Origin of the sequence: Desulfobulbus propionicus DSM 2032 (assembly GCF_000186885.1) — a bacterium.
GTDB classification, from domain to species: domain Bacteria; phylum Desulfobacterota; class Desulfobulbia; order Desulfobulbales; family Desulfobulbaceae; genus Desulfobulbus; species Desulfobulbus propionicus.
Genome location: NC_014972.1, coordinates 2,261,857 through 2,273,862 on the forward strand (window position 1 = coordinate 2,261,857; position 12,006 = coordinate 2,273,862).

Annotated in this window: 11 protein-coding genes; 5 read left to right on the top strand and 6 right to left on the bottom strand. The window is 61.7% G+C overall.

The annotated features are described in order from the left end of the window. Nucleotides 1–14: 14 nt before the first annotated feature. Nucleotides 15–527 carry a cytochrome c nitrite reductase small subunit gene (gene nrfH / locus DESPR_RS09850; protein WP_015724666.1) on the bottom strand — a complete coding sequence of 171 codons (513 nt, stop codon included), beginning with the start codon at nucleotides 525–527 and terminating at the stop codon, nucleotides 15–17. Nucleotides 528–939: 412 nt separating this feature from the next. On the opposite strand from nrfH, the gene DESPR_RS17905 reads away from it, so the two are divergent. The 3 genes from DESPR_RS17905 (at nucleotide 940) to tatC (ending at nucleotide 2,544) form a co-directional block, all read left to right on the top strand. Continuing rightward, nucleotides 940–1,278 (top strand): nitrous oxide-stimulated promoter family protein, encoded by a 339-nt coding sequence (locus DESPR_RS17905; protein ID WP_015724667.1) that lies wholly within the window; start codon nucleotides 940–942, stop codon nucleotides 1,276–1,278. Between the two features lie 97 nt (nucleotides 1,279–1,375). Then, nucleotides 1,376–1,792 (top strand): Sec-independent protein translocase protein TatB, encoded by a 417-nt coding sequence (gene tatB / locus DESPR_RS17300; protein ID WP_015724668.1) that lies wholly within the window; start codon nucleotides 1,376–1,378, stop codon nucleotides 1,790–1,792. Continuing rightward, nucleotides 1,789–2,544, top strand: coding sequence for a twin-arginine translocase subunit TatC (tatC, locus tag DESPR_RS09865; protein ID WP_015724669.1), 756 nt, complete (start codon nucleotides 1,789–1,791; stop codon nucleotides 2,542–2,544). Before tatB ends, tatC begins: the two co-directional genes overlap by 4 nt. Nucleotides 2,545–2,788: 244 nt before the next feature. Here the strand turns inward: tatC and DESPR_RS09870 are convergent, their stop codons facing one another. Genes DESPR_RS09870 through DESPR_RS09885 form a run of 4 tightly spaced genes read right to left on the bottom strand, consistent with a single transcriptional unit; the run spans nucleotide 2,789 to nucleotide 6,832 of the window. Next, nucleotides 2,789–3,811: a radical SAM protein gene (locus DESPR_RS09870; protein WP_015724670.1), complete on the bottom strand. Its 1,023-nt coding sequence runs from the start codon at nucleotides 3,809–3,811 to the stop codon at nucleotides 2,789–2,791. Then, nucleotides 3,808–4,374, bottom strand: coding sequence for a nucleoside deaminase (locus tag DESPR_RS09875; RefSeq protein WP_343215907.1), 567 nt, complete (start codon nucleotides 4,372–4,374; stop codon nucleotides 3,808–3,810). The genes DESPR_RS09870 and DESPR_RS09875 overlap by 4 nt, the downstream gene beginning before the upstream one ends. A gap of 55 nt (nucleotides 4,375–4,429) precedes the next feature. Then, the gene (locus DESPR_RS09880) at nucleotides 4,430–5,668 is read right to left on the bottom strand and encodes a hypothetical protein (RefSeq protein ID WP_015724672.1); all 1,239 of its coding nucleotides are present in this window, start codon (nucleotides 5,666–5,668) and stop codon (nucleotides 4,430–4,432) included. A 39-nt stretch (nucleotides 5,669–5,707) separates the two neighbouring features. Then, on the bottom strand, nucleotides 5,708–6,832 hold the full coding sequence (locus DESPR_RS09885) for an SPFH domain-containing protein (protein ID WP_015724673.1): 1,125 nt from the start codon (nucleotides 6,830–6,832) through the stop codon (nucleotides 5,708–5,710). Nucleotides 6,833–6,997: 165 nt separating this feature from the next. Here DESPR_RS09885 and DESPR_RS09890 point away from each other — a divergent pair, with 165 nt between their 5' ends. Beyond that, on the top strand, nucleotides 6,998–7,348 hold the full coding sequence (locus tag DESPR_RS09890; RefSeq protein ID WP_015724674.1) for a 5-oxoprolinase subunit B family protein: 351 nt from the start codon (nucleotides 6,998–7,000) through the stop codon (nucleotides 7,346–7,348). Nucleotides 7,349–7,405: 57 nt separating this feature from the next. Here the strand turns inward: DESPR_RS09890 and DESPR_RS09895 are convergent, their stop codons facing one another. Beyond that, entirely contained in the window at nucleotides 7,406–8,647 is a 1,242-nt protein-coding gene (locus DESPR_RS09895) for a bifunctional nucleoside/nucleotide kinase/histidine phosphatase family protein (RefSeq protein WP_015724675.1), read from the bottom strand. A gap of 350 nt (nucleotides 8,648–8,997) precedes the next feature. Here DESPR_RS09895 and pepN point away from each other — a divergent pair, with 350 nt between their 5' ends. Continuing rightward, a complete protein-coding gene (pepN, locus tag DESPR_RS09900; RefSeq protein WP_043771050.1) occupies nucleotides 8,998–11,643 on the top strand; it encodes an aminopeptidase N in 2,646 nt (881 codons plus the stop codon). Nucleotides 11,644–12,006: the final 363 nt, after the last annotated feature.

The following is a 12,006-nucleotide window of genomic DNA, read 5'->3' on the forward strand; positions in this document are numbered from 1 at the left end:
CCTGGTTGAAATCCTTAAAATACCTTGACCGAAAAAGTATTCTGTGTTGCCGTCAGATTACGCATGGTCCCATGGGGCAGGCCCCGATGACACTCCCAGCACCGCCGCCCCATCTGGACGGTACGGTCTTCGACCTTTTCATAGAGGGCGCTGTTGGCCAGCATCTGGGAAACAAGCTCCTTGTGACAGGAAATGCAGTTGTCCTGAATCCTCTTGGCGGCATCATCACTGATGCGGAGGTTGTAGCCGTAGGTCTTGAAGGTCATGGCCACGGAATGACGATAGCCGTCACGCGCCTTGGCCAGCACCTTGTTGACAAAGGTATCGCGCGGCAGGTGGCAGTCAACACAGGTTGCTCTCGCCCGATGGGAACTGTGCTGCCAGGTTTCGTAATGGGTATTCATGGGATGACAGTTGATGCAGACCTTGGGATCGCTGGATAGATAGGAAAGCGCCTTGGATTCATGCACCAGGTTGGCGAACACGCCGATAACCACAAGAACGGCAAGTATGGCGAGATATTTCATAGATTGACCTGTTTCCCTGCGCAGCTGTTCAGGCTGCTGTGTTTTCGATGAAGGGAGGGTGACTGCTCCCGCATTCTCCACACGTCGCGCGCCACCTCGACCAACCATGAAGGAGGAGGTAACTCCTTGAATTGAAAGCAAACCACATACCACCTCCAAGAACAAGGCAACTTCAGCGCCATGGAAACCGGCCTCTTTCTCAAACGCTACCATTTGGTAGCAAACATGCCAACCAAACCGCTACCAAACGGTAGCAAATCCTGTTCATCGATCCCCCTTTGCTAGGTGTTCAGACAATGGCTCCTCCAGGCCGGTTCCCCTTTTTTCTTTGCCGCTGCCCCGACAATAATGCTATGGTGGCACCATTCGCCGTCACAAACGACCAACACGCTCCTTCACCGCAACCGAAGCCATGCCGCATCTTTTCTCTTCCCATCGCCTGCGGCGCGAGGCCCGCACCGTTGAGGCCATGATCCGCCGCTACTGCCGCGATCACCATGGCGCCACCACCGAACCGTGCCCAGACTGCCGCGATCTCCTGGCCTATGCCCAACAACGACTGCATCACTGTCCGTTTCAGCACCGCAAGACCACCTGCGCCAACTGTCCGGTCCATTGCTACAAACCCGCGCAACGTGAACGCATCCGCACGGTGATGCGACATAGCGGTCCACGGATGCTGTTGTCCCACCCTGTGCTGGCCCTCCTCCATCTGCTCGACGGCCTCCGGCGGCCGAGGCGCAAGCCATAATTCACCCCTCCTTGACACCACCAGCCAAATCCCGTAGAGTTGGCTTTTTGCTGGGGCCAGTCCGCCCCTTTCCCCACCCTCTTCCCGGTACTTGCCCATGTTTGGAATCGGCCTCCCGGAAATGATCGTCATCTTCGCCGTTGCCCTGATCGTGGTCGGCCCGGACAAGCTGCCCGGCCTGGCTCGTTCGCTTGCCAAGGGCTTGATGGAGATGAAAAAAACCCTCAATCAGGTCAAGGAGAATCTAACCCAGGAAGGCGAGGCCCTGGACTCGGTGCAGCAGGATCTGCGCAAGACAGCCGACGAACTCCGGGAAAAGATGATCGACGCCGATCCCTCCCATTGGCAACCTGCTTCAGGACCGGCGGACAAGAATGACACGGAAGCAATCATCGACGTGGAAGCCGAGCCGGTTGCCCCAGTGGCCGAATCGACCGTCGGGAGCCCGGAGCGGGCCGAGAACAGGCCGCAGTCTGCGCGGCCGGACGCAACCGGAGACACTGCTTGCCCATGATGTTCGAGGCTCTGGAGCAGTTCCGACCGCACCAGGAAGAGCTGCGCCGCCGGTTGATCCACTGTTTTCTGGCGTTGGCGCTGACCAGCACCGTTGCCTACCTCTGCAAGGATCAGATCGCGGCCTGGTGCATGCAGCCCCTTTATCAGGCCTATCCGCAACTGGGCAAACTGGTCTACACCAAACTGACCGAGGCCTTTCTCAGCTACCTCAAACTCTCGCTGCTGGTGGGGCTGATCGCGGCTCTGCCGTTCATGCTCTACCAGTGCTGGCTGTTCATCGCCCCCGGCCTGCTTGACCATGAAAAGCGCACCGTCCGTGCCATTGTTCTCTGGGCGACCCTGCTGTTCGCCGCCGGCGGCCTGTTCGCCTTTTTCATCGTCCTGCCCCGCATGCTTCACTACTTCATGAGCTATGCGTCCCCCACCCTACAGCCGATGCTCAAACTCGGGCTCTACCTGACCTTCGCCGCCCGCATGATCCTGGCCTTCGGCATAGCCTTCGAAATCCCCTTTCTCATGGTCATGGCCATCCGTACGCGCCTGATCCAAAAAGATCATTTTCGCAAAAAACGGCTCTATTTTTACATTGCCATCGTCATTCTCGCCTTTCTGCTTACCACCGGTGAGCTGACAGCCACCATCCTGCTCTCCTTCCCCCTGTTCGGCCTCTACGAGGCGGGAATTATCGCCGGCGGCGTGTTCGGCGGCACGACAAACCGCCCATCGACCGAAGGACCTTCTGCGGCCTGACCGTCCGCCTGATCCCGCACAGCCAAAGCCCGCCACTGTGGACGGCCCAATCGCCCGGGCCGGATGGATCGGCGCCCTGATCATTTTTACCGCCAGTATCGCCCTGACCAGACGGAAACGCTAGCGAACGCATCGCGCAGCATTCCAGGAAATCAGACAAAGGAAAGGATACAGAAAAGCACCATCCCGTTTCGCCTCGCGGCCGGGATTTCCCGTTCCTGCTTGTTCAGGGGGAGAGACAGGGTCAGATGAGCGGCAGAACCTCCTGCTTGAGCAGGCAGCAGGAGATGCGATGGACCGGGGTGCCGTCCGGCTGGTAGGCGATGTTGTCCGGTTGCAGCAGCCGGTTCATCACGCAGCCCTCGGGGATGGTCAGGGGGAAGAAGCGGTCCTCGTTGAGGCCGTCGCGATGCACCAGCCGATTGTCCTCGATCTGGTAGCTATGGATGGGATGATCCTCGCACAGGGGACACTGGTAGACCCGGCCATTGGGGAAGATGAAAAAATTCTCGGCCACCATGCCGGCGCACTGAAAGGGTTCCTCGCGATCGAGATACACCTTGGGATAGACCACGTGGATGCCCAGACGGGCGGCGGCCTCGGCCACCTGCGGCACCACGGCCAGCCACCGCTGAGGCTCGACCTGCCAGTTGCTCGCCCCGTCCGGCTGCTGCACCGCCGGGTTGCCGCGCAGGCCGATCACCTGGATGAAGAAGCGGCGCACGCCCAAATCGGCCAGCAAGGGGGGCATACGGTGCAGATGATCGATGTTGAGCGCGGACACGGTATAGATCAGGCTGGTGTTGAATCCCAAGGCCACGGCCCGACGAATATTTTCCGTGCAGACCGTGAACACTCCCTGGCCGCGGATCGGATCGTTGACCGGAGCCTCCGGCCCATCGAGACTGAAGCTGAGGTAATCCAGTTCCTTGGGAGTGACCCGGTCGAGCAGGTCATGGAACAGGTAGCCGTTGGAATCCACGGTCACCGCATAGCGCATTGATTTGGCGGCCTTGATGATGGCGGCCAGCTGCGGATGGAGGGTCGGTTCGCCGCCCAGAAGGATGAGAGTGGTCTGGCGCTCGGCGCGGGCGAAGAGCTTGAGCCACTGGAGCACGGTGGCAAGCGGCAGGGTGGCGGTGCCGTGCTGGGTCGGATTGATGTAGCAGTGACGGCAGGACAGATTGCAGGCGGTGAGCAGATGAAAAAAGACATTGCGCTCCCCGGGCTGAAACCCGACGGTGCGGGCAAGCGGTGCGCCGCTCATGGGGTGTCCTCCTCCACGGTCTGCGCCAGGGTGTAGCGGGCCAGGAGACTGTCCTGCCAGTAGGTGCCGGTACGGAAAAATTGCTGAAAGAGACGGAGGCTCTCGGTGCGCAGCACCCGGTCGATCAGATGGACCTGCATCTGGGCATAGAGGGTGTTGAGCATGTACAAGGGAAGATTGGCGCCGCCGCCCATGACATCCTCGTAGGCCCAGACAAAGGAACGGATCCCGGAGAGCAACAGGGTGGCGTAGCACATCAGACAGGGTTCCATGGTCGTGTACACCGTGACCGTCGCCAGATCCAGGCCCGGTTGCTCGGCGATCAACCGTCGCAGCGTGACGACCTCGGCATGGTCGATTTCGTTGCGGTACCCCTCGATGCTGTTGTGCCGGCGACCCCGGGCCACAATCCCGTTATTTGCGACCATCGCGCAACCCACTGGAAACTCGCCCTCGGCCAAGGCCAGGCGCGCCTCCTCAAGGGCAACGGCCATGAACTGTTCGTGTTCGCTCATCATTGGACAAGACAAAGAAAAAAGAGGAAAGGACCGGCAACCCGGCATCGACGGTTCGCAGCTATACCACGCGGCCAGGCCGCTGTCAAAGCGAGAGAGGACGCTAGAGCGAGCGGCCGAACCGCAGGATATTCTTCCCGATGGTGATCCCGGTATCGGGTTGAACCCAATCGTGCGACTTATCGACGCAGGGCAGATAGACCAGTTGGATCATCACCCCAGTCAGTCGCACCTGCGGCAGAAAGGGATAAATGCGTTTGGGGCTGGCGGTGGCGGCTGCCAAAACCAGCTTGACCGCCTGGCGCGCCTCGGAGGCCGCCAGGGTCACCGGGAACAGTTGGGGCAGTACCCGGCCGGCCAGCGGCTTGATCCGCCACTGGCCGAGCGTGGCCTGGCGGGCGGCCTGGAGAAAGATCTTGGGACGCAGCTTGACCGCCGGAATCCACAGGCTCATGGCCCGCTCGCGCCAACTGGGCCTGGGCAAAAACGGCTGGTTGGTGCGCTCGACGAAATCGGCGAAACTGTAGATCGAAAGCGCCGGAATATGGGCGGTCACCTTCCAGAACGGCAGGTAGAGGGGAATGGTGGAATCGCCCGGCTGCAACCACCAGTCGACCCGGGATAAACCTTCCGCACCAAACGACCAGGCAGTCTGGCAGTTGGCGCAGGTCATCACCTGGCAGTCGCCCTCTCCCTGCAATCCGGCCCCGCACTGGGGGCAGAGGGTGGCCAGGAATCGGACCCTCCAGGCCTCGTCATGCCGTCTGCCCTGGAGCGGATGCCCGGCCAGTTCCGCAAGATCGGCCAGACGGCTGTCGGTCACCCCATCGTACAGCCCATGATCTCTGGCCACCAGGGGGAGATAGATATAGCTCAGATTTTCGCCGATGTAGGCCCGGTGATGAAATCCTTCCCCGCCCGGAGTGACAAGATTGCCGACTGCGGCCGCCTTCTCCAAGATGGCGTTGGCCCCGATCGACTGCGGCAGATAGCGGTTGCCGGTCTCGGGATCGATCCGGCGCAATTCCATGGCCTGGGGCCGCAACCCCAGAGAAGGCGGCAGACCGGGGACAGGGTTGGCCGCCTGGGTGGTGTCGATCACCCGATGGTCGATCCCCTGGTCGGTAACCAGATAGATGGTGCCCTTGAAGCGCAGATAGGGCGCCAGCAACAAACCGTTCGAGGAGACGCCGCCGGCCATGGGCAACACATAGCGGGACGGGCCGTTGGCCTGGAGATAGTTGCGGCTTCCGCAGAACGGGCAAACGAGCAGGTGATCGGTCTCGCTGAGCACCACGGCTGCACCGCATTGGGGACACCCCTGTTCAACCCGGATATCCATCACTCTGCCCGGCATCTCGGTAACCGATGACCTGGACACTCAGCGCAGCTTGTCGCCGCACTGGTTGCAGAAAACCGCTTCCGGCAGGTTGGTGGCACGGCACTGCCCGCACACGATCTCCTTGGCCCGTTCCGCGGCCGGGTGGCCGCAACGGGGACAGAAGGAGGCGTTGGGCGGCAGGTTCTTGCCGCAGTGGACGCACTGCTGGCTGAGCAACTGCTGATGGCCGCAGAAGGGGCAGAAGCGGGCATTGGCCGGAATCATGTTGTCGCATTCCCGGCATTCGACTTCGGGGGGCCTACCGCCGGGGCGGGTGGTGTTGGTCTGCAGACCAGCGAACATGGCCGGCATCATCATCCCTAAGCCCAGACCCAGACCGGCGCCGGCTTCGCCGCCGCTGGCCGCCGCCTTTTCCATGGCCATGGCCGCCTTCATGCGGACAAAATTGTCCATATCCTCGATCACCGCCATCCGTGAACGGTCGTCGATGGCTTGCTGCACCTCGACGGGCGGAGTGATCGAGGTCACGTAGAGCCGGTCCAGGGCCAGGCCGAAACGGGCGAAATCCAGGGTCAGCCGACGCTGTAAGCCATCGGCGATATCGTCAAAGCGGCCCGGCAGGTCAAAGAGCGAATGAAGGTGCTCACCCAGGTAGTCGTTGAATCGGGAAACGATCACCTGGCGCAGGTAGTCCTCGACCTGATCGGTGGTGGAGCGGCCCATGGTGCCGGCCAAGGTGTTGATCAGGAGTACCGGCTGGATCACGCGGATGTTGAACACCCCGTGGGCGCGGAGCCGCACCAACCCCAGTTCGGCGTCGCGGAAGGCAACCGGATCGCGGGTGCCCCACTTGAGGTCGCTGAACACCTTGAGGTTGACAAAAAAGACTTCGGCCCGCAGTGGGCTGACCAGCCCCCAGGGCGCGGACAGAATTTTGGTCAGGATCGGGATATTGCCGGTCTTGAGGGTATGGCGGCCGGGGCCGTAGGCATCGCAGGCCTTGCCCTTGTAGAACAGCACCGCTGCCTGGCTTTCGCGCACGGTCAGCTGCGCGCCGAACTTGATTTCTCCCGAACCCCGCTCGGGCAGACGATGGAGCAGCTCCTTGCCGCTCTCGTCGAACCACTCGAGGGACTCCAGCAAAATAACATTGTCCATACCCATGGGATACTCCTGTCTTGGTAGCTATTGCCGGCACGAATGGCTGTATTATAGTGGAGGCCGACACCGGCACCAAAGAGAAACGACGTGCCGGAAAAAAAGGTGCCCGTCCCCAGCCATCGACTGCCCGGGGGCATGCGGACGACACCGTGGAGCAAGAGAAAAACGATGACCACTTTCAAACAGGAATGGACCCTGGAAGCGGCCCTGAAGATCCTCCAGCATCCCACCGTGGACAGCCAGATCTGGGCCTCGGCGGTGGAATGGCTGTTGATTTACGGGCCACCGGAGATCCAGGAATTGCTCACGCAGGCCAGCACCCACGCCACCGGCGAACGCTTTCCCCATCTCAAGCCGCAACGCTACGGCCCGGACGGCAGCCCCTGCTACGACCTTGCCGAACTCGCTCAGGCGCTGGGTATCAGCGAGGAAGAGGCCAGGATGCAGTTGCTGGAAAAGGAGATCAAGCACGGTATCCAGCACGGTTTTTCCGAGGACGACACCACCACCCTGCAGTAGCGCTCGGCCAGCCGCTCCCCCGCTCGAAACGGCTGGGACGCAGGCGACGATTCCCGTCTACCAGCGGCCGCCGCCTGGCGGCGCGTTCTTGTAGGGCACCAGTTCGAACAACCGTTTGTGCGGATCGATCTGGATGTGATAGTAGCGGTCCTGGGGCATGTAGATATAGGGGATTTCCTCCTCCTGACGGGAGAGGAAACAGGAGAGGATCATCCGGTTGACCGCCCGATGACCGACGATCATGATGTTCTCGTCGTAATTATTGAGGAAAAAGACCTTTTTCAAGCCCCGGTGCACCCGCTCCTCCATGGTGGCGTAGCCCTCGCCCTCGGGGTAGACGTAGCGGTACTTGTTGGGCCCTCGCGCCTTGGCCACATGCGGCATCTGCCGCCGGATCTCCTCGTAGGTCATGCCTTCGCAGACGCCGGCGTGGATCTCGTTGAATTCGGGCAGGGCGATGATCGAGCAGGGGTCCTGGCGCTCGGCGATCGGGGTGGCGGTCTGCAGGGTCCGTTTGTAGTTGCTGGTGAAGATGATCGGGATACGGACGGTGGCAAAATGCTCGGCCAAGGCATGGGCCTGTTCCAGCCCCTTGTCCGTGAGGTCGGAGTCGCCGCCGATGCGGTCCTCGCGGTTGTAATAGGTTTCGCCGTGACGCACCAGGAAAAGGTTGCGCACGATTCGGGTGGTGAGGATGTCGCGAATGCGGTCGTAGTAGGGCAACACATCGGTGATCCGCTCCTGGAGGATGCAGGAATCAAAGGAATCCAACAAGATGCGGTTGGGTTCGGTGTCCAGCGGTTCGTAGATCGACTCGTAGTAGGCAATCCGCTTGACAAAGCTCTCCAGGGCCTTTTCCCGGCTGAGATGACAAAATTCCTTGAGACCGACCTTGCGTTCCAGGTTGGCTTCCAGGGCCTCCTCATCGGCGTTGAGGCATTCGATGAAGCACAGCGGCAGATCGGGAAAGGCAGCAACCAGGGTTTGCCTGCGCTCGCGGGTGACGTTGCTCGCATCCATGATCGCCACCTCGCCGCCTTCGCGGAGGAAGGCTTGGGCCAGCTCGATGTTCATCCGCGAGATGCGTTCCCGCATCTCCTTGCCCTGGACATTGGCCGGGGAAAAGAATTCCGAGGAAGAGGTGGTCTTGTCGGTGTCGAGTTTACGCCGCAGCTCACCGTTGTTGAAGATGCGCACGGTGATGCCATCCAGCTCCAGGGTGCGGCCGAGCTTGCGCGCCATGGTCGATTTGCCGCGGGCCGGCAAGCCAACCATGACAATGACCAGTTTCCGTTTCATGCTCCCTCCTTGATCGCAGGCACCGGTTGTTCGGGGAACTCGGGACAATGTTGCGGCTATTGTACGAACTCGCAAAGAAAAATGCAGGAAAAATGTAGACGCGGCCCTCGCCGGCCAGCCGCGCTAAATCGGCCGTCCCATTGCTTCTGCTTGCTTTCACGGGGGCTATGCGCTAGCTTTCGACGATTCTCTCAACCGGTTTTCTGTTCATGCCCGTGTTCGCGCTGAAGTCCAGCGCCGTGGGCCGCCCATGACCAGTCAGGCCAGCATGCCGACCCCTTTTGGGGAAGCGGTACGGTTTGTTCGACCCGAACATTCGCCTGATCCTCTTTTTTCTCAAAGGTTATCCTGTGACAACGCAAAAAAAAGAAACATTTCTCAAGGAATACACCCCGCCCGCTTATCTGGTCGATCGTCTCGACCTGCGGGTTGAACTCGATCCCCAGGCCACCCGGGTGCGGGCCACTCTCCGCTGCCGGCCCAACACCAACACCCCGGTCAAGCAGCCGCTGGTGCTCAACGGCGAGCAGCTGGAACTGGTGCGGGTCGCGCTTGACGGTGTCGAACTCAGCGCCACGGAATTCCATTTCGGCGACGGCCTGCTGACCATCGCCCAGGTGCCGGACGGTCCCTTCATGGTGGAAACCGAAACCCGGATCAATCCGGCCGGCAACACCGCCCTGGAAGGCTTGTACCTCTCCTCGGGCAACTATTGCACCCAATGCGAGGCGGAAGGGTTCCGCACCATCACCTGCTTTCCGGACCGGCCGGACGTGATGACCGTATTCACCACCACGATCGTCGGCGACACGGCCAGCTGCCCGGTGTTGCTCTCCAATGGCAACCTGATCGACTCGGGCGACCTGGGCGACGGCCGCCACTACGCCACCTGGCATGATCCCTTCCCCAAGCCCTGCTATCTCTTTGCCCTGGTGGCCGGCGACCTGGTGCGCATCAGCGATACCTTCACCACCCGTTCCGGCCGGCAGATCGATTTGCACATCTATGTGGAGGAGCGCAACCGGAACAAATGCGACCACGCCATGCGCGCCCTGCAAAAGGCCATGCGCTGGGACGAGCTCCGCTTCGGCCGCGAGTACGACCTCGACACCTACATGATCGTGGCGGTCGATGATTTCAATATGGGCGCCATGGAAAACAAGGGGCTGAACGTGTTCAACTCCAAGTATGTGCTCGCTTTGCCCGAAACCGCCACCGACACCGACTACGAAGGCATCGAAGGAGTGATCGCCCACGAGTATTTCCATAACTGGACCGGCAACCGCATCACCTGCCGCGACTGGTTCCAGCTCAGCCTCAAGGAAGGGTTGACCGTATTTCGCGACCAGGAGTTCACCGCCGACATGATCTCGCGACCGGTCAAGCGCATCCAGGACGCCAACATCATCCGCTCGTTCCAGTTCCGCGAGGACAGCGGCCCCATGGCCCACCCGGTGCGGCCGCCCTCGTTTGTCGAGATCAACAATTTCTACACTCTCACCGTCTACAACAAAGGCGCCGAGGTGATCCGCATGCTCCACACCCTGCTCGGCCCGGAGACCTTCCGCCGAGGCATGGACCTCTATTTCGAACGCCACGACGGTCAGGCCGTGACCTGCGACGATTTTGTCGCCGCCATGGCCGATGCCTGGGGCAAGGACCTGACCCAGTTCAAACGCTGGTATTCGCAGGCCGGCACCCCGGAACTCACGGTCCGGGCCGACTACGACCCGGCCGCCCGGCAGCTGATCCTTACAGTGGAGCAGACCTGTCCGCCCACCCGGGAAAGCGCCGAGAAGCTCCCCTTCTTCATGCCGCTGGCCGTGGGCCTGCTCGATGCCCAGGGGCGCGCGATGCCCCTGGAGAACGCGCCCGACGCCACTACCAGGGTACTGATCCTCTCGGAGGCCAAACAGCGGTTTGAATTCACCAATATCGCCAGCACTCCCACGATCTCGTTTCTCCGCAACTTTTCCGCGCCGGTCAAGGTCCGCCTCGACCAGTCCGACGAGGAACTGGGAGTGTTGATGGCGCACGACCCCGATCCCTTCAACCGCTGGGATGCGGGCCAAAAACTCGGCCTGCACCATCTGCTGGCGCAGATCGAACGGCATCAACAGGGCCAACCGGTACAGGTGGACGACCGTCTGCTCCACGGCCTGCGCAATCTGCTGCTCGACCGCGACTCCGATCCGGCCTTCCTGGCCATGGCCATGGCCCTGCCCTCGGAAAACTGGATCGGCCAGCAGATGGAGGTCGTCGATCCGGTGGCCATCTTCGCGGTCCGTCAACAGTTCCGCGCCCTGATCGGCCAGGCCCTGCGGAGCGAGCTGCTCCAGGGCTACGAAACCCTGCGCATCCCCGGCCCCTACCGCTACAGCGCCCTCGACGCCGGCAAACGGGCCCTGCGCAACGGCTGCCTGGCCTATCTGCTGGCGCCCCCCCTGGATGGCGTGCTCGATCCCTGCCTGTTGCACAAGGGCGTCCACCAGTACCGGCATGCCGACAACATGACCGATGCCATCGCCGCCCTGAGCTGCGTGGTCAATGCCGACCTGGCCACCGGAACCGAGTTGCTGGCCGATTTCCACGCCCAATGGCAGCACGATCCGCTGGTGGTCGACAAGTGGCTGATCCTCCAGGCCGGCTGCACCCTGCCCGGTACCCTGGACCGGGTCAAGGCCCTGACCACGCACCCCAGCTTCACCTACAAGAACCCCAACAAGGTCAGGTCGCTGATCGCCACCTTTTGTGCCACCAACCACGGCCAGTTCCATGCCGCCGATGGCTCCGGATACGACTTCCTCGGCGATCAGGTCTGCCTGCTCGATCCGCTCAATCCGCAGATTGCCGCCCGGATGCTCACCCCGTTGACCCAATGGCGCCGCTACGATGCCGGCCGCCAGCAGCTGATGCGCGCCCAACTCGAACGCATCGGCTCGCAACGCTCGCTCTCCGACGACGTCAAGGAGGTGGTGGAAAGATCGTTGCACTAACGGCCTGATTCCCGCCAGCCAATGCACCGGCCGCACCCGTTGTCCCGCTCGGGTGCGGCCCCCTTCCGGCTGCCGCTCGCTTCGTGCGTTGTTTCCTGCCACAACCGGCGAGGCACCTGTAGTATTTTCCCCGCCCTCCCCCCTGTTCCCCGCTTGCCTTCCGTCTGTAATTATGGTCTTATTTCGCGGAGGTATCGGCATAGCGCCGCCACATGCCCTCATGCCCTGGCGGCCAATGTCAACGCGGCCCCACACTGCGGTTGCCCGCAGCCAAGGCCTTTGCCTGCCGGTGGATCGGGACAGGCGTGCAGGGCCGGAGGATTCCACCCTGCCTGTCCCCGCGTCACCGGCATTCTCGCCATA

Excerpts from the sequence above, each read along its gene's own strand:
- nrfH (WP_015724666.1), bottom strand. The coding sequence starts at position 527 with ATGAAATATCTCGCCATACTTGCCGTTCTTGTGGTTATCGGCGTGTTC.
- DESPR_RS17905 (WP_015724667.1), top strand. The coding sequence starts at position 940 with ATGCCGCATCTTTTCTCTTCCCATCGCCTGCGGCGCGAGGCCCGCACC.
- tatB (WP_015724668.1), top strand. The coding sequence starts at position 1,376 with ATGTTTGGAATCGGCCTCCCGGAAATGATCGTCATCTTCGCCGTTGCC.
- tatC (WP_015724669.1), top strand. The coding sequence starts at position 1,789 with ATGATGTTCGAGGCTCTGGAGCAGTTCCGACCGCACCAGGAAGAGCTG.
- DESPR_RS09870 (WP_015724670.1), bottom strand. The coding sequence starts at position 3,811 with ATGAGCGGCGCACCGCTTGCCCGCACCGTCGGGTTTCAGCCCGGGGAG.
- DESPR_RS09875 (WP_343215907.1), bottom strand. The coding sequence starts at position 4,374 with ATGCCGGGTTGCCGGTCCTTTCCTCTTTTTTCTTTGTCTTGTCCAATG.
- DESPR_RS09880 (WP_015724672.1), bottom strand. The coding sequence starts at position 5,668 with ATGGATATCCGGGTTGAACAGGGGTGTCCCCAATGCGGTGCAGCCGTG.
- DESPR_RS09885 (WP_015724673.1), bottom strand. The coding sequence starts at position 6,832 with ATGGGTATGGACAATGTTATTTTGCTGGAGTCCCTCGAGTGGTTCGAC.
- DESPR_RS09890 (WP_015724674.1), top strand. The coding sequence starts at position 6,998 with ATGACCACTTTCAAACAGGAATGGACCCTGGAAGCGGCCCTGAAGATC.
- DESPR_RS09895 (WP_015724675.1), bottom strand. The coding sequence starts at position 8,647 with ATGAAACGGAAACTGGTCATTGTCATGGTTGGCTTGCCGGCCCGCGGC.